Consider the following 16,849-nt stretch of genomic DNA (forward strand, 5'->3'; position numbering starts at 1 on the left):
CTTATTATAAGGAAGCATAGTTATCGTTTTTCGCAAATTTAGAGCCAAAAACTAAAATGGCCCGGGCACGCTGTATAAACAGAGTAACACGAGCCATTTAATCGTTAGCGAGAGCTTAAGTCAATGACTTATTAAGCACCTTGCTGTGGATTCATGATGTCATCAAATGCTTTTTCAACATCAGTAACAACTGCTTTAGCTAAAATAGCTTCAACAGCTTGCTCTTCCATTGCTACATTACGCATTTGCTGCATAAGTTGATCATTACCTTTGTAGTATTCTACTACTTCAGTTGGATCTTCGTATGCAGAAGCTACTGTTGCGATTAATGCTTCAACTTTAGCATCATCAACTTTGATGTCGTTAGCTTTAATCACTTCACCTAATAAAAGGCCAGTTTTTACACGTGTTACAGCTTGCTCGTGGAACAATTCAGCTGGAAGCTCTGGCATGTTTTGAGCGTCGCCGCCAAAACGTTGAGCTGCTTGCTGACGTAGAGCATCAACTTCTTGATCAACAAGTGCTTTAGGCACTTCGATTTCGTTGTTAGCTAAAAGACCTTTGATTGCTTGGTCTTTAACGCTTGCTTTAACCGCTTGGTCTAGCTCACGTGTCATGTTCTTTTTAACTTCTTCTTTAAGCGCGTCTACGCCGCCTTCGGTAACACCGAATTTAGTTGCAAACTCTTCGCTTAATTCTGGTAATTCTTGCGCTTCAACTTTTTTCACTGTGATAGTGAATTGAGCCGCTTTACCTTTTAAGTTTTCAGCGTGGTAATCATCAGGGAAAGTTACATCAGCAACTACTTCTTCGCCTGCTTTTTTACCTACGATGTTATCTTCAAAACCTGGGATCATACGACCTTGGCCAAGTTCTAATGGGAAGTCTTCAGCTTTGCCGCCTTCAAATACTTCACCGTCGATAGTACCTACGAAATCAACTGTTACACGGTCGTTTTCGCCAGCAGCTGCATCAACATCAGCCCACGCTGCGTGTTGCTTACGAAGTGTTTCTAGCATGTTAGCTAAATCTTCGTCAGTTACTGTTACTGCTGGTTTTTCAACAGTAATTTTATCTAAACCTTGAACTTCAACTTCAGGGTAAACTTCAAACGTTGCTGAGAATTCTAAATCTTTACCTGCTTCAAGTGATTTAGGAGCGAATGTAGGCGCGCCAGCTGGGTTGATTTTTTCAGAAACGATTGCTTCAATGTAATTACGTTGCATTACTTCGCCAGCAACTTCTTGACGAACTGCAGGGCCAAAACGCTTGTTAATTACAGATACTGGAACTTTACCAGCACGGAAACCATCTATACGCTGTGTTTTTGACAGTTGTTGTAGGCGTTTTTTTACTTCGGTCTCAACGTTCTCTGAAGGAACGGTGATAGTTATACGGCGCTCAAGGCCTTGGGTCGTCTCAACAGAAACTTGCATGATTTACCTCAATATTCAATTTTGGCGACTGTTCGCCTTCCTTTACAAACAAAGTGTTCTGCATGAGTCTTGATAAAGTTTAAGCGGTTTTCCACACTTAAAAGCATCCGTCGCTACCATGAGACACCATTGCTGCTTTGCCCTTCGGGCACTATGTTAAACAATAGACGCGGCATTATAACCTAATATTTATGATAGTCGAGTATAGGGGGCAATTATTTGGACTAGATAAGGGACTATAAAGACTAACTGAATAAAAAACAGGCTAACTACGGACTAAATAGAATAAAATAGAAATTATTTAATAGAATTATAGGCTAACAGATTTAGAATTATAACTTAGAGGAATTTACTTATTGTTCTTATTAGATAAGAAAATGGTCGGCGATGCAGGATTTGAACCTGCGACCCCTTGGACCCAAACCAAGTGCGCTACCAAACTGCGCTAATCGCCGACATTGAAGAGTTAACTTCTTTTTTCATACTGAACACTTAAACTGAGAGTTTAAGACCATTTTAAGAAAATGGTCGGCGATGCAGGATTTGAACCTGCGACCCCTTGGACCCAAACCAAGTGCGCTACCAAACTGCGCTAATCGCCGATATTCGTTGTAAATGGGGTGACTGATGGGGCTCGAACCCACGACAACCGGAATCACAATCCGGGGCTCTACCAACTGAGCTACAATCACCGCTATATTTACATGTTTTCAAATGGTGCACCCAGAAGGATTCGAACCTTCGACCGACGCCTTAGAAGGGCGTTGCTCTATCCAGCTGAGCTATGGGCGCATCGAAAACTTCATAGTTTACCAATAAGCTATTCGATTATAAAAAATTATAAAAAAATGGTCGGCGATGCAGGATTTGAACCTGCGACCCCTTGGACCCAAACCAAGTGCGCTACCAAACTGCGCTAATCGCCGAAACTTATTATTGCTAGCGAGTGACCTCGTTGACAACGGGGTGCATAATAGTGATTTGACGGGGTTAGGTCAAACGTTTTTTTAAGAAAACCAATCAAGTGCTCATTTTTAGTGCACAATGGTTAAATATTACAATAGTCGGCTGAATTTTAAACTATTTAACAGCTCAAACGTTATATACCTTAAAAGCAACTTGGCGCTGCTATGCTTTTCTGCGAAAATAGTAGGCACATTATAAAACGAGTTAAATAAAGAGCGTATTTTTCTTTATTAGCATTTTTACCCCTATTTTATTATGCATTCGTTTTTAGAGTATCGGTATCTAGTTAATTAACCCCAATTAAAGGTCACCCATGACGGCAAACATCATTGATGGTAAGGCAATCGCAAAACAAGTACGTAGCGCTGTAGCAGAACGCGTAAGTGAACGTGTAGCAAATGGTTTACGTGCACCAGGACTTGCAGTAGTACTTGTAGGACTTGATCCAGCAAGCCAAGTTTATGTTGGTTCAAAACGTAAGGCCTGTGAAGAAGTCGGTTTTATCTCTAAATCATTTGATTTACCAGCAGACACACAAGAGCAAACTCTTTTAGATTTAATTGACGAGCTAAATAATGATGCCGAAGTTGATGGAATTTTAGTGCAGTTACCACTGCCAAAAGGTCTTGATGCTGAAAAGATTTTAGAACGTATTACCCCACATAAAGATGTTGATGGATTTCATCCATATAACATTGGTCGATTAGCACAGCGTATGCCTGCCCTTCGCCCATGTACGCCTAAAGGCATTATTACATTACTTGATTCAACGGGTGTACGCTATAAAGGGATGCATGCAGTTGTCGTTGGCGCGTCAAATATTGTTGGTCGTCCAATGTCGTTAGAGCTTTTATTAGCAGGTTGTACTACCACTGTGTGCCATAAATTTACTCAAGACTTAGAAACACATGTTCGCCGCGCTGACTTATTAGTTGTGGCTGTCGGTAAACCTGAATTTATACCGGGAGATTGGATAAAAGAAGGCGCTATTGTTATCGATGTGGGCATTAACCGCTTAGATACGGGTAAATTAGTCGGTGATGTTCAATACAGTGTGGCCGAACAAAAAGCGCATTTTATTACACCTGTACCAGGTGGCGTTGGCCCGATGACTGTCGCAAGCTTAATTGAAAACACACTTGAAGCGTGTGAAAAGTATCACAGCTAAGCTGTTAAAAAATCAAAAAAGGGTTGCCATTTGGCAACCCTTTTTTAGTTTGACCTGAATAACTTTAAACGCTTACGCTTTACGCCACGTTGTTTTACCAGCTGAATCTTCAAGTATTACACCTAATGCATTAAGTGCATCACGTGCTTCATCAGCAGCAGCCCAGTCCTTACTAGCACGTGCTTCATTACGTTTTACAATTAATGCTTCAATTGTCGCAACTTCGTCGTCATCTTGCCCACCTTGTAAAAAAGCTTCCGGTGCTTGTTGAGCAACACCTAACACTTCACCGAGGCTACGCAGTATAAACGCTAACTTGCCAGCTTGACCTGCGTCACTTTCTTTTACGCGGTTTAATTCTTTAGCAAGTTCGAACAACACAGGTAGTGCTTCTGGTGTATTAAAGTCATCATTCATTGCTTTTCTAAACTTAGCAACAAACTCATTGCCTTCTAAGTCGCACTCTACCGGTACGACATCACGAAGCGCTGTATAAATGCGTTCAAGTGATGAACGCGCTTGGTCTAAATTTTCTTGTGAGTAATTTAATTGGCTGCGGTAATGCCCTGAAATTAAAAAGTAACGAACAGATTCGGCATCGTATGCTTTTAAAACTTCACGCACAGTAAAAAAGTTATCTAACGACTTAGACATTTTTTCTTTATTTACTTGCACCATGCCAGTATGTATCCATGTATTTACATACTTGCCGTTGTTTGCACAGCACGACTGGGCAATTTCGTTTTCATGATGTGGAAACTGTAAATCAGACCCCCCACCGTGAATATCAAAATGCTCACCTAAGTGTTTTGAGCTCATTGCCGAACATTCAATATGCCAACCAGGACGCCCTTCACCCCACGGTGATGACCATGATGGCTCACCTGCTTTGGCTTTTTTCCATAACACAAAATCAAGCGGATCGTCTTTATCTTGAGCCACTTCTACGCGAGAGCCCGATTGCAACATAGTTAAATCTTGCTGAGAAAGCGCACCATATTGCTCAAACGTTGATACATCAAACAAAACATCGCCATCAGCTGCAACATAGGCATGGCCTTTTTCAATCAAGCGCTTAACCATAACGATAATTTCATCCATATGGCTTGTAACTGTTGGTTCAACATCTGGGCGTAGCATATTTAGGCTATCAAAATCTTCATGCATCGCTTTAGTCATGCGCACAGTTAAGTCGTTTATTGACTCACCATTTTCATTTGCACGTTTAATTATTTTATCGTCGATATCTGTAATGTTACGTACATATTTTAAATCGTAACCAATATGACGTAAGTAGCGCACAATAACGTCAAAACCAACAAAAGTACGAGCGTGTCCAATATGGCAGTAATCATAAATGGTGATACCACACACATACATGTCGATTTTGCCTTCGACCATAGGTTTAAATTGCTCTTTTTGTCGCGTGAGTGTGTTGTATATATTTACCATTTACTTTGAGTCCTTGACTATTTACTTGAACAGTTATGTTACCACTTGAAAAGCCCCTGCTCTAGCGCTTTATAACAAACCAAACATCTACTTTGTTAATCTTAGCCAACTACGATAAAATAGCGCCAATATTTAAACCAGATATAGGAAAACACATGGTTGTTCTACACACCAATTTTGGTGACATCACCATTAAAATGTTTGAGCAAGAAGCTCCAAACACTGTTAAAAACTTTTTAGAGTATGCAAATGCTGATTTTTTCAACGGCACTATCTTTCATCGTGTAATCGATGGTTTTATGGTTCAAGGCGGTGGTTTTGTACCAGGTATGGAACAAAAAGAAGTTAACGACCCAATTAAAAATGAAGCTAATAATGGCCTATCTAACAAGATAGGTACTTTAGCAATGGCACGTACACCTGATCCTCATTCAGCTACGGCGCAGTTTTTCATTAACGTGAATAACAACGACTTTTTAAACCACAGTAGCGAAACATCGCAAGGCTGGGGTTACTGTGTTTTTGCTGAAGTAGTAGAAGGCATGGACGTAGTAAATAAAATAAAAGGCGTAGCAACAGGTAGTACTGGTTTTCACCAAGACGTGCCTCTTGAAGATGTGATCATCGAAAGCGTTACTGTTAGCTAATAGTAAGTTTACCCACGTAATGTGGAGTATCAGCGGGCATTTACGCAATGTGTATACGCCCGCTTTATTTATATCGAAAAGACTGACCTATGACTCGCCAAACTTACTTTATTGCAGATTTACACCTAAGCGAAAACCGCCCCGACATTAGCGCTGCATTTTTTGACTTTTTAAATACACATATACTAAATAAAGATGTAGATGCACTTTATATTTTGGGTGATTTTTTTGAAGTATGGGTTGGAGATGACTACATTACAGCGCTGAGTGCCGATGTAGCAAAGCATTTAAGCGCCGTTAATGATGGTGGGACACCTGTTTATTTTATACATGGCAACCGTGATTTCATCATGCGCAAGCAATATGCAGACATGGCCGCAATGACTTTACTCGATGAACAAACAGTCATTGATTTATATGGTACGCCTACCGTTATTTTACATGGCGACGAAATGTGTACTCAAGATACTGAGTATCAAAAATTTCGTAAAAAAAGCCGTGGTTGGTGGTGGCCAAAATTAATGCTTGCAATGCCACTTTGGTATCGTAAAAAAATAGCGCGTAATGCCCGCGAAAAAAGTAAGTTGAGCCAAGCTGATAAACCTATCGAAATTTTAGACGTTGTAGATGAAGCCGTGCTTGCCACCTTTGCCAAACATAACGTTACTAATATGATTCATGGTCATACTCACCGCCCTAATGTTCATACCTATAAAGTTAATGAACAAACGCTTACTCGTACAGTGCTAGGTGACTGGTATACCCAAGGCTCTTATTTAGTCGTTACCCCTCAATCACAAGAATTAATTAGCACGCCTTTCGCATAATTTAAAATCCTGACTATTATTTAACTATATATTTGAATAATAGTGAGAGGTTTAATGATTAAGCTGTTAATTTTCATCGTAGTAATTGCCATTCCTACCAAAGTATTTAGCGAGCAAACATGGCAAATTGTTACTGAAAACTACCCTCCCTATTTTAGCGAAAACCTTCCTGATAACGGTTGGTTATATGAAATCACTCAATCAGCCCTTAAAACTCAAGGCATTAATAGCGAAGCCGAGTTTACGACATGGGACCGCGCCCTAAAGCTATTAGAAAAAAAGAGAAAAACAGCTATTTTAGGCGCTTTTTATTCATTAAAAAGAAATGAAGTTTTTTACTACTCTCGCCCACTTGCAGTTGCTCATTCAGGAATTTTTAAACGCAAAGAGAGTGCTATTAACTTCGATGGTACAGTTAAATCATTAACACCTTATAGTATTGGTACAGAAGACAATGCCTTTGTAAGCCAAGAGTTTACAAGAAATACTGAGCTGGCAATAACATCCACTAAAAGCCTTCCTACAAGTTTATACCTGCTACAACAAGGACGTATTGATTTGGTCGCAGGCACTAAAGAAGTAGGGAAGTATTGGCTTGAGCACAATAACGAAGTTGATTTAGATAAGAATAAAATTGAGTACTTATTGCCAGATCTTGCTTCTCATAAACTATATTTAGTTGTCTCTAAATCAAATTACAGGGCAAAAGAGTACTTACAAAAGTTTAATAGAGGGATTGATATAATAATTGAAAACGGAAGCATTGCTGAAATCATGAAGAAACACAATTTCAGCAATCAAAAAACAGCTGAATACATTAATTTTTTAAAAGAAAATTAGCTTTCTGCTATTGGCAGGCCACTATGAAACTTAAAATCTTCATCCTGTGATGAAATTAATTCGGCTTCAATCTCGCCAAATTCTTTAACTCGTTCGGTAATATCAAAATCAGCAATTTCTTGCGCTAAAGTTAGATAATCTTGGTAATGACGGGCTTCAGAGCGCAGCAGCGAAATATAAAAATCACCTAAACGTTTGTCAACATGCGGCGCAAGCTTTGCGAAACGCTCACATGAACGCGCCTCAATGTAAGCGCCTACAATTAATTTATCAACAAGGGCGTTTGGCTCAAACGTTTTAACATGACGAAGCATGCCTTTTGCATAACGACATGGTGTAATGCTTTGGTACTCTACACCGTACTCGTCCATAATTTCGAGCACTTGGTAAAAATGATGCAACTCTTCTTTTATCAACAATACCATTTTATCAATTAAATCTTGTCCATATGGCGAATTAGATTTAGGAATTATTGATTTAGTTAGCTTATTTTTAGCCGCGAGATCACGCCAATTTCCTTCACGCTTATAAATAAGCGTTTCAAATGGCTTTAGCCACTCGAGTAAGGCATCACTGCCCTCTTTATCAACAGCGTATTTACGTATTAAAAACATCGCACTTTGAGCCGCTTTTAACTCACAAATTAAGTGATCGATTAAGATTACTGATAAGTTCTCTTTTTTAATTGCCTGCTCCACCCACTGCTGTGGGGTTGTACACACTAAAAAGTTATTGATCGGCTCTAAAAGTTGGCTATGTGGCACGTTGACTGCTCATTACTAAATAAATTTGATATGCCATTATTTTAACACGAAATTTTGTTTGGGATAAATCAAAGCCCTAATCTGTGCAAAATGTTAATAATGAGTTAACTTGACTTTGCAAAATAAGTGAACCATAACTGTACATAGACTGTATAAAAATAAACCAACCAAAACAGTAATACGTTCCTTTTATGGAGTAAGTACTATGATATTAAATCACCTCTGGGGCATTTATGCTCACCCACTTGAAGAATGGCAAACAATAGATAATCGCCATGAAAGTTTAACCTATAGTTTGTCGCATATTTTACTGATTGCTTTGTTTCCTTCAATAATGGGTTATTACTCATCTGTTTATTTAGGATGGAGTATAGGCGCAGGCGATCCTGTATTTTTAACGCACGATAGTGCGCTGTTAATTGCAGTTGCAATGTATTTTGCTTTAATAGCGGGTGTTTTTGCATTGGCGTATTTGGCTCATTGGATGGCCGTTACATTTGGCTCTAAGCCTACATTTACACAAACACTTGAACTTGCAGCTTATACTGCAACACCTGTGTTTATGTCGGCGCTTGCCGCCTTTTGGCCTGTACTTTGGTTTGTAGTGTGTATTGGAATTATTGCACTAGCTTACTCGATCTACTTACTTTATACCGGCGTACCAATACTTATGCATATTCCAGAAGAGCGTGGTTTTATTTATGCCAGCTCGGTTGTAACGTGTGGATTAATATTACTGGTTATTATTTTAGCTGTAACAGCCATGCTTTGGACAAATGGGATTGTTAGTCCAATGTTTACTTAGTAAAGTTTAGCTAATAAAGAGTCGTGTTTGATAGAAATGTTCCCTTTCTTTCCTTCGCAAAAAAGGAGCTAATTAGCTCCTTTTTTTATGTAACGACTTTTTATTAACTAATTATTAATCAGCTTCGTTTTCGTCTTGGTTGTGAATCTCTAAACTTGAAGACATCGCACTTTCGCGGGTGCTTTTTGCTGAATCGTTACGTAGCTCATCAATACGGTTTAAATAGTTTTGATCAATATCGCCTGTAATATATTGCCCATCAAATACAGAGGTTTCGAACTTAGTAATTTCAGGATTTTCTTGGCTAACCGCAGCTATTAAATCTTTTAACGATTGAAAGATTAAACCGTCAGAACCAATACTTGCATTAATATCTTCAACTTCACGTCCGTGAGCAATAAGCTCAGCTGCTGAAGGCATATCAATACCGTACACATTAGGGAAGCGTATTTCAGGCGCTGCGGATGCAAAGTAAACATTTTTAGCACCAGACTCTCGAGCCATTTCAACAATTTGTGCTGATGTTGTACCACGAACAATTGAGTCATCAACCAATAATACGTTTTTACCTTTAAACTCGCGATCAATTGCGTTTAGCTTTTGACGCACTGATTTTTTACGCATCTCTTGGCCAGGCATGATAAATGTACGACCGATATAACGGTTTTTAACAAAACCTTGACGATACGGTAAATCAAGCACACGTGCAATTTCCAGTGCTACATCGCATGAAGTTTCTGGGATTGGGATAACTACATCAATGTCTTTATCAGCCCATTCGCGTGCAATTTTTTCACCTAGTTTTGTGCCCATGTTTACGCGTGTTGCGTACACAGACATACGGTCTATTGTTGAATCAGGTCGAGCAAAATAAACAAATTCAAAAATACACGGCGAGTAAGATGCTTTATCTGCACAACTAAGTGAATGAAATTCACCTTCTTCTGTAACATATATAGCTTCACCAGGGGCAACATCACGTACAAACTCAAAACCATCCGGTTTTAACGCAACGCTTTCTGAAGCGAACATGTACTCAGTGCCTTTTGCAGTCTCACGTTTACCAAATACAAGTGGACGGATACCATTAGGGTCACGAAAAGCAACAATGCCGTGACCAATAATCATAGCAATTGTTGCATAACCACCGCTTACTTTATTATTTACCTCGGTTACCGCAGTAAATATATCTTCAGGGTCTAAATGCAACTTATCAGATTTACTTAGTTCATGTGCCATGATGTTGAGTAAGATTTCTGAATCAGATGTTGTATTTACATGACGACGTGCTTCTGAGAATAACTGCTCTTTTAAAGCTTCTGCATTAGTAAGGTTACCATTATGGGCAAGCGCTATACCAAACGGTGAGTTAACATAAAAAGGCTGTGCTTCAGATGAGCTTGAAGACCCTGCTGTAGGATAGCGCACATGGCCAAGACCAATCGTACCTTGTAGTCGTTTCATATGACGAGTGTGAAAGGCATCTTTCACTAAGCCATTTGCTTTGCGTAAGCTGAACGTATTATTCTCAATGGTAATGATACCCGCGGCATCTTGACCACGGTGCTGCAAAACAGTTAAGCCATCATAAATCGCCTGATTGACAGGGGATGTTCCGACTATTCCAACGATACCACACATGTAATTTATCCTCGCCGATTAACGGTTTACTGAATTTAAAAAGCTCGAGTTGTTTTCTAGGTACGAAAAGAACCATTCAACAACAAAGCCAAATTCTGGAATCAAAATAGAATTGCCCCACCAGTGCGTATTGGGTGCACCAGTAAAAGCATCAAGAAAGAAGAGTAACGCGCTCACGACCAACACGCCTCGTAGAGCACCAAACACTATGCCAAAAACACGGTCGGTACCCGATAAACCAGTACGATGTACAAGTTCACCTAAAATGTAGTTTAGTAAACCGCCTAACAGTAGCGTCGCAAAGAATAATATGGCTATGGCCGCCGCATTTCTTAAAAGGGGTTCAGAAATGGTTGTTAGGAAGGAAGCTAAATATTGGTAAAATAAGCTAGAGATGATAAAGGCGCCAGCCCATACAGCTAATGACATTGCTTCTTTTACAAAGCCGCGTATTAAACCGATGATGGTAGACAATACAATGATGCCAATAATGGCGTAATCAACCCAGATCATAAGAACCAATTAGTCGCTAATTTGGGGCGCATTCTATACCCAAACATCGTTAGTATGCAAGTTTAAACGGGAGATTACTGGGTTGTAGTTAATACAAAAAATTAACATTCTAGTCTAGGTATTGTGAGATAAAGATAATGATAAAAAAAATATAAATAAATAAAAAAAGGCTTGTTATACAAGCCTTTTTTAAATTATTTTGTTACTTCGTACTGCGTAACTTTACCATTTAATTTAGTAAGCTCTTTGAGCTGGGGGAGCTGCTTTTGTAATTCACTTTTATCAAGCGAAGGACCAACAAATACTTTGGTTAATGTCCCATTTGGGGTTTTAATCGGTTTAGTAAATGTTTTAAACCCTTCAGCCTTTAATTTAGCCTGTAATGCTTTAACGTTTGCAACATGTGAAAAACTACCTAATTGAATAACATAGGCCATACTCGTTAGGTTTTCATCACTTTTACGTGGTGCAATTGGCTCTGGCTTAGCTTGAACAGGCGCTTTTGTAATTGGTGTAGCTTTGGGTTCTATAGTTGCTTCAACAACTTTATCTTCCACAGCGTAATCACTCTCATCCATCGCGCTTTGCTGCTCAAAAGCTTCATCGTCAGCTTGAATGTCTTCAATTTCATCTTGCTTTAGTGGCTCAGCATTAGCCATATTTTCATCAATTGACTCTTGAAGATCGATTGTTTTGAACTCAGGGCGGTCTGGGATCGCTTTAAAGCCTTCTTTATAATGCACTTTTTCGCCATCGAGTATATTAGGGATAAACACAATTGCTGCGATCACCACTATACTTGTTCCGACTAAGCGATTAATAAAACTTGAGTTCACCGACATCCTCTCTATTTTTTAAAGTAATTAATAGCGCCAGCAACTGTAAAAAATGAACCAAATATAATCAACATAGTATCACTTTGTTGTTCTGGTAAAATTACATTCAGTGCTTGTGCCACACTATCATAGCTATTAATAGTATTATGATGAGACAATTCGTGCAGTGCATTTTGTAAATTACTTGCAGTGTCGCCTCGCGGGCCACTTAAGCTCGCTAATGACCACTCATCGACCAAGTGACTTACTTCTTTAAATACACCCGCTTTATCTTTATCAGCAAGCATAGCGGCTAATGCATGAATTTTAAAGCCTTTATCTTTATAGCTTGATAACTTATTGGCTAAATAACGCGCCGACTCAGGGTTGTGTGCTACGTCGGTAAAGACTAAAGGCTCAACACTTAACTGTTGAAAGCGCCCTTCGACAACTAAATTAGCTAAACAACTTCGTATAATTGATTCACTTGGTAATAAGTTTAAAACACTGAGCGTGGTTAATGCGGTAGCTGCATTTTGACACGGTATTGCAGGCTTATCTATTTCAAGATTATGTTCTTTATATTGCCAATTAAAGCTCTCAGCATTTTCTTTAAAAATAAAGTCACTGCCCGACAGCGTCATGTTGGCATTAATTTCTTTGCCGTAATCAGTCATTGTGTGAGGAATATTTAAATCCCCTATAATAGCGGGCGTATTTTCACGAAAAATACCGGCTTTATCATAAGCCACTAACTCACGGGTATCACCTAAGTACTCTTTATGGTCTAAGTCTATAGTGGTGATCACGCTTGCAAAGGGAGTGACTATATTTGTGGCGTCAAAGCGTCCACCTAAACCAACCTCTAGTAATACATAATCGACGTTACAGCGTTTAAAAATTGCCAACGCCCCCAAAGTACCATATTCAAAATAAGTCAGAGCAGTGTCTTTACGGCCTTGCTCAAGCTGGTGAAAAGCATCTATATGAAATTGGTCTGCCAATTCTTCCCCATTAACTCGTACACGCTCGTTATAACGAATTAAATGTGGAGATGCGTAAGTACCCACACTGAAACCTTGCGCTAGCAATAGCGACTCTAAGCACCGTGCTGTGGTGCCCTTACCGTTTGTACCGGCAATAAGAATAATTTTACTTGGAGTGTTTAACAGGCCAATATTGTTAGCAACATTAGCAACTCGTTCTAAGCCCATAGCAATGTTAGCTGGGTGAACACTTTCTAAATAAAAAAGCCAATCATCAAGGCTTGATGATTGGCTAGGAATTTTTTTTGTCATAGCGTGTAATCAGTAAAGCTGAAATTTACGCTACTCTATGCTCTTGTTCCGTAGAAGGCAAGTTCATAAATTTAGCTAAAATGCGTGCAAGGGTATCGCGCATTTCACGGCGGTCAATAATCATGTCAATTGCACCGTGTTCAAGCAAAAATTCACTACGCTGAAAGCCTTCAGGTAATGTTTCGCGAACTGTTTGCTCAATAACACGAGGACCTGCAAAACCAATTAACGCTTTAGGTTCTGCAACGTTAATATCGCCCAGCATAGCAAGCGATGCAGATACACCACCCATAGTTGGGTCAGTCATGACTGAAATAAACGGAAGACCTTTTTCAGTCATTTTTGCAAGTGCAGCACTTGTTTTAGCCATTTGCATAAGCGACATAAGCGCTTCTTGCATGCGTGCACCGCCTGATGCAGAAAAACAAATAAGCGGCATATTATGCTCTAAACATTGATCAACAGCATCAACAAAGCGAGCGCCAACAACAGAAGCCATTGAGCCACCCATAAATGAGAACTCAAATGCTACTGCTGCAACTGGAATGCCTTTTAATCGGCCTTTCATAGCTACAAGTGCATCTTTTTCACCACTTGCTTTTTGGGCTGCACTGATACGATCAGAGTATTTTTTAGAATCTTTAAACTTAAGAATGTCTTTAGGCTCATGTTGTGTGCCAAGCTCTTGACGGTCACCTTCATCTAAAAAGTGCTCCAGGCGCTTACGGCCACTAACACGCATGTGGTGGTCACACTTAGGACATACGTTTAATGACTTTTCTAATTCAGCTTTATATAAAATTGAATCACACGATGTGCACTTAGCCCAAACACCTTCTGGGATTTCTTTACGACCTGATGATTTTGTCGTTTTAGGTAAGATTTTTTCTAGCCAACTCATTTGCAACTCTCTTAATGCTGTTCTGTGTCGCGAGCCTGCCAATAGCAATTAGCAGACAAATTTTTTCAATTAAAACATGAATTACACTAACGCGGTATAAAAAACTGGTCTTAGTAGTTAAAAGTGTTCATAAAAAACACTAACGGCAACCATAACTAAATTTCAGCGTCAGGTAAAAACAATGGACCTAAAGGCATTTTAGGAATATTAAACTCTTCAGGATAATCGACATCAACCAAGTATAAACCTGCAGCTTTAGCTGTAGCACTTGCTTTAGCACGCTCTTTACAATCAAGTAATTCTTTCAACCAAATGGGCTGTTGCTTATGTATGCCAATATCCATCAAGCTCCCCGTTATATTACGTACCATGTGATGCAAGAACGCATTCGCCTTAATATCAATAATAACGTAACACCCTTGGCGCTGTACCGATAAATGATGAATAGTGCGAGTCGGTGTATTTGCTTGACAATGGATCGCTCGAAAAGATGTAAAATCGTGTGTCCCGATCAAATACTGACAGGCTTCCTGCATTTTAACTTCATCTAATGGGTGATGAAAATGCGTAACCCCTTCGTTTAACACTGCTCCTCGAAAAGGAGAGTTATAAATAATATAGCGGTATCGGCGAGCGGTTGCACTAAAACGAGCATGAAAATCGACAGCAACTGGTTGTGCAAAGCGAATAGCAATATCTTTAGGCAATAAGGTATTCATACCCATTGTAAATGCGACCATGTCACGCGAAGCTTCAGTTTCAAAATGTATTATTTGACCTGTACCGTGCACACCCGCATCAGTTCGCCCCGCACATACTACTTCAACTGGGTGATTACAAATACGCGACAATGCCTTTTCTACTTCTTGTTGTACGCTATTTACATGTGATTGACGTTGCCACCCACTATAGCGTACGCCGTTGTATTCAACTCCAAGTGCTACTCGCATAATTACTGCTTTACCTACTGTGCTAATGAACACGGCATTTTATGCTATCTCTCGACGCAATAAAAGGAGGTGTGCGGTAATACCCTTTTTATTAAAAACATGATCATTTCAATGAATCAAATAACTTAATAATTAAGATGTAAATTATTCTTTTATAACAATTACATACTATAAAATTCACTTCGTTAATGCGTTGCTTTCCCTTGTTATAATTAAACTAACATCCATAAAAAAACCCTTAATTAGAATAACCAATTAAGGGTTTTTTTAACAATTTGTTATTTTAGTTTCGCTTTTAAACTAAGTGCCTCTTCTTGAACTTCTTCTGGGCCTTTGTTGATGACATCCTCAATGACCTTGAGCGCAGAATCAAAATCATCAATTTCAATATAAGCACGCGCTAAATCTAGTTTAGCTGAATAACCACCACTTTCAGCATCAACATCGGTTGGGTTATCACCAGCAAGTAATGCATCAAACTCACTCAAACCGACATCCATATTAACGTCGGTGTAAGGTTCGTGTTCAAGTTCAGCCTCTTCACTTTCTTCTAATAATGAATCTATATCTACAAATTCATCATTATCAAGTTGCTCAATATCACTACTTTCAACAAGTGGCTCTTTTGTAGTTAATGAGTCATCTTCCTCTAAGTCTTCTTTTAGCAAGCTGTCAAAGTCGACATCAAATTCACTGCTATCCTCAGCACTTAATTCTTCAGGCTCCGCTAACTCACTAAGTAATGAATCAAAATCAGTTTGCGTCAAATTTGACATAAACTCTTCATCAAGTTCATCGTCAGAGCTAATATTAGTGCTACCTGCTTCATCTGAGTTTGTTAACTGTGCTTCGCGCTCTGCATTTGTTTGCTCTTGCTGCTCGTCTGATAACTCATCAGTTAGCGCTTGCTCTAAAATATCTTCGTCAAACTCAACATCTAAGTCAGAAAAATCGTCTTCAATTAAAATTTCATCATCAAAATCGTCTTCTAAACTATCTAAATCATTATTTTCAGAAAGCGCATTTGATAAGTCCTGCTCAGCTTGGCTGGAAGCGACTCCCTGCGCCTCACCGTCTAAATCATCACCTTGTAATTCTTCGGGGGTAAATGGCAACTCACTTTCTAGTGTTTCTTGAACTTCATCAAGGTTAAGAGGTTTGGTATCCTCTTCTATACTAACTGGTTCAACAGAATCAATTCCGTCATTAATTTCTTGCAGTAAATCATCATCAAACGACTCGTCTTCAACCTTAGCTTCTGATTCAGAGAAGTCATTATCAATTAATAGTTCATCATCAAAATCATCTTCTAAGCTATCTAAGTTAGCATTTTCAGAAAGCGCATTTGCGAGATCTTTCTCTGTTTGACTAAGTGCTACTGCATTTTCTTCACTCGGTGCATTTTCTTTAGGTTCTTGCGGCTCAAACGAAGGTTCATTCTCCAATAATGAATGATCATCGTCTAATTCAAGTTCAGGATATTCATCTAACTCTTCACTTGGCGTTATAAGATCGCTATCAAGCTGCTCTTCAATTTTTGTAAGATCTGAGTCATCGTCGCCCGCTAACGGATCGTCACCAAGATCTACTTCTATTTCTTCAAGATCGTCTTCAAGCTCATCTAAAGACCAATCTGGTGTTTCTATATAGTCATCATCCGTCGCTTGTTGTAGCTCATTTAAAAGCTCATCAACGCTCTTTAAAGTATCATCTGTATATTCTTCAAGCGCATCTTCAGGATCAAGAAGCGACTCTGATGTATCTGAAAAATCATCAACCGTTACATCTATAAGTTCAGGTTCTTCTTTAAGCTCAGGTTCTTCTGC

15 protein-coding genes and 5 tRNA genes are annotated in these 16,849 nt (G+C 39.2%); 5 read left to right on the forward strand and 15 right to left on the reverse strand.

From position 1 onward, the window contains the following. Positions 1-131: 131 nt before the first annotated feature. The 6 genes from tig to H5089_RS15960 form a co-directional block, all read right to left on the reverse strand. A complete protein-coding gene (gene tig, locus H5089_RS15935; protein WP_002958347.1) occupies positions 132-1,436 on the reverse strand; it encodes a trigger factor in 1,305 nt (434 codons plus the stop codon). Between the two features lie 378 nt (positions 1,437-1,814). Beyond that, a tRNA-Pro gene (locus H5089_RS15940) sits at positions 1,815-1,891 on the reverse strand. A 70-nt stretch (positions 1,892-1,961) separates the two neighbouring features. Then, positions 1,962-2,038: transfer RNA gene (locus H5089_RS15945), tRNA-Pro, on the reverse strand. 14 nt (positions 2,039-2,052) lie between these two features. Beyond that, positions 2,053-2,128 (reverse strand) — tRNA-His (locus H5089_RS15950). Between the two features lie 23 nt (positions 2,129-2,151). Continuing rightward, positions 2,152-2,228 (reverse strand) — tRNA-Arg (locus tag H5089_RS15955). A gap of 57 nt (positions 2,229-2,285) precedes the next feature. Beyond that, positions 2,286-2,362 (reverse strand) — tRNA-Pro (locus H5089_RS15960). Positions 2,363-2,715: 353 nt separating this feature from the next. Here H5089_RS15960 and folD point away from each other — a divergent pair. Next, positions 2,716-3,570, forward strand: coding sequence for a bifunctional methylenetetrahydrofolate dehydrogenase/methenyltetrahydrofolate cyclohydrolase FolD (gene folD / locus H5089_RS15965; RefSeq protein WP_002958348.1), 855 nt, complete (start codon positions 2,716-2,718; stop codon positions 3,568-3,570). A 72-nt stretch (positions 3,571-3,642) separates the two neighbouring features. On the opposite strand, the gene cysS is transcribed toward folD, so the two are convergent. Beyond that, complete coding sequence (cysS, locus tag H5089_RS15970; protein ID WP_024596371.1) at positions 3,643-5,022, reverse strand: cysteine--tRNA ligase; 1,380 nt, start codon at positions 5,020-5,022, stop codon at positions 3,643-3,645. A 155-nt stretch (positions 5,023-5,177) separates the two neighbouring features. On the opposite strand from cysS, the gene H5089_RS15975 reads away from it, so the two are divergent. The 3 genes from H5089_RS15975 (at position 5,178) to H5089_RS15985 (ending at position 7,336) form a co-directional block, all read left to right on the forward strand. Next, positions 5,178-5,669, forward strand: a complete 492-nt coding sequence (locus tag H5089_RS15975) for a peptidylprolyl isomerase (RefSeq protein WP_002958350.1) — start codon at positions 5,178-5,180, stop codon at positions 5,667-5,669. Positions 5,670-5,758: 89 nt separating this feature from the next. Continuing rightward, a complete protein-coding gene (locus H5089_RS15980; protein ID WP_002958351.1) occupies positions 5,759-6,496 on the forward strand; it encodes a UDP-2,3-diacylglucosamine diphosphatase in 738 nt (245 codons plus the stop codon). 54 nt (positions 6,497-6,550) lie between these two features. Further along, positions 6,551-7,336, forward strand: a complete 786-nt coding sequence (locus H5089_RS15985) for a transporter substrate-binding domain-containing protein (protein ID WP_138488746.1) — start codon at positions 6,551-6,553, stop codon at positions 7,334-7,336. Here H5089_RS15985 and miaE read toward each other — a convergent pair. Then, complete coding sequence (miaE, locus tag H5089_RS15990) at positions 7,333-8,100, reverse strand: tRNA isopentenyl-2-thiomethyl-A-37 hydroxylase MiaE (protein WP_182696375.1); 768 nt, start codon at positions 8,098-8,100, stop codon at positions 7,333-7,335. The genes H5089_RS15985 and miaE overlap by 4 nt on opposite strands. Before the next feature lie 205 nt (positions 8,101-8,305). Here miaE and H5089_RS15995 point away from each other — a divergent pair, with 205 nt between their 5' ends. Then, positions 8,306-8,905, forward strand: coding sequence for a Yip1 family protein (locus H5089_RS15995; protein ID WP_182712639.1), 600 nt, complete (start codon positions 8,306-8,308; stop codon positions 8,903-8,905). Between the two features lie 114 nt (positions 8,906-9,019). On the opposite strand, the gene purF is transcribed toward H5089_RS15995, so the two are convergent. The 7 genes from purF to H5089_RS16030 form a co-directional block, all read right to left on the reverse strand. Next, positions 9,020-10,546, reverse strand: a complete 1,527-nt coding sequence (gene purF, locus H5089_RS16000) for an amidophosphoribosyltransferase (RefSeq protein WP_024596369.1) — start codon at positions 10,544-10,546, stop codon at positions 9,020-9,022. Between the two features lie 18 nt (positions 10,547-10,564). Beyond that, on the reverse strand, positions 10,565-11,059 hold the full coding sequence (locus H5089_RS16005; RefSeq protein ID WP_002958356.1) for a CvpA family protein: 495 nt from the start codon (positions 11,057-11,059) through the stop codon (positions 10,565-10,567). Between the two features lie 194 nt (positions 11,060-11,253). Then, a complete protein-coding gene (locus H5089_RS16010) occupies positions 11,254-11,895 on the reverse strand; it encodes an SPOR domain-containing protein (protein ID WP_002958357.1) in 642 nt (213 codons plus the stop codon). Positions 11,896-11,906: 11 nt separating this feature from the next. Further along, entirely contained in the window at positions 11,907-13,172 is a 1,266-nt protein-coding gene (gene folC / locus H5089_RS16015) for a bifunctional tetrahydrofolate synthase/dihydrofolate synthase (RefSeq protein WP_002958358.1), read from the reverse strand. A 25-nt stretch (positions 13,173-13,197) separates the two neighbouring features. Then, positions 13,198-14,073, reverse strand: a complete 876-nt coding sequence (gene accD / locus H5089_RS16020; RefSeq protein WP_007376856.1) for an acetyl-CoA carboxylase, carboxyltransferase subunit beta — start codon at positions 14,071-14,073, stop codon at positions 13,198-13,200. Between the two features lie 155 nt (positions 14,074-14,228). After that, entirely contained in the window at positions 14,229-15,023 is a 795-nt protein-coding gene (gene truA / locus H5089_RS16025; protein ID WP_165724236.1) for a tRNA pseudouridine(38-40) synthase TruA, read from the reverse strand. Between the two features lie 278 nt (positions 15,024-15,301). Continuing rightward, positions 15,302-16,849, reverse strand: a 1,548-nt coding sequence (locus H5089_RS16030; RefSeq protein ID WP_310735814.1) for a FimV/HubP family polar landmark protein, incomplete at its 5' end; no start/stop codon positions are given.

Source organism: Pseudoalteromonas sp. SR45-1 (assembly GCF_014163655.1).
GTDB classification, from domain to species: Bacteria; Pseudomonadota; Gammaproteobacteria; order Enterobacterales; family Alteromonadaceae; genus Pseudoalteromonas; species Pseudoalteromonas distincta.

What these genes read in the sequence shown, in the direction of transcription:
- H5089_RS15975 (WP_002958350.1), top strand. Translation starts at nt 5,178, where the DNA reads ATGGTTGTTCTACACACCAATTTTGGTGACATCACCATTAAAATGTTT.
- folD (WP_002958348.1), top strand. Translation starts at nt 2,716, where the DNA reads ATGACGGCAAACATCATTGATGGTAAGGCAATCGCAAAACAAGTACGT.
- truA (WP_165724236.1), bottom strand. Translation starts at nt 15,023, where the DNA reads ATGCGAGTAGCACTTGGAGTTGAATACAACGGCGTACGCTATAGTGGG.
- H5089_RS15985 (WP_138488746.1), top strand. Translation starts at nt 6,551, where the DNA reads ATGATTAAGCTGTTAATTTTCATCGTAGTAATTGCCATTCCTACCAAA.
- folC (WP_002958358.1), bottom strand. Translation starts at nt 13,172, where the DNA reads ATGACAAAAAAAATTCCTAGCCAATCATCAAGCCTTGATGATTGGCTT.
- H5089_RS15980 (WP_002958351.1), top strand. Translation starts at nt 5,759, where the DNA reads ATGACTCGCCAAACTTACTTTATTGCAGATTTACACCTAAGCGAAAAC.
- purF (WP_024596369.1), bottom strand. Translation starts at nt 10,546, where the DNA reads ATGTGTGGTATCGTTGGAATAGTCGGAACATCCCCTGTCAATCAGGCG.
- accD (WP_007376856.1), bottom strand. Translation starts at nt 14,073, where the DNA reads ATGAGTTGGCTAGAAAAAATCTTACCTAAAACGACAAAATCATCAGGT.
- cysS (WP_024596371.1), bottom strand. Translation starts at nt 5,022, where the DNA reads ATGGTAAATATATACAACACACTCACGCGACAAAAAGAGCAATTTAAA.
- H5089_RS16005 (WP_002958356.1), bottom strand. Translation starts at nt 11,059, where the DNA reads ATGATCTGGGTTGATTACGCCATTATTGGCATCATTGTATTGTCTACC.
- tig (WP_002958347.1), bottom strand. Translation starts at nt 1,436, where the DNA reads ATGCAAGTTTCTGTTGAGACGACCCAAGGCCTTGAGCGCCGTATAACT.
- H5089_RS15995 (WP_182712639.1), top strand. Translation starts at nt 8,306, where the DNA reads ATGATATTAAATCACCTCTGGGGCATTTATGCTCACCCACTTGAAGAA.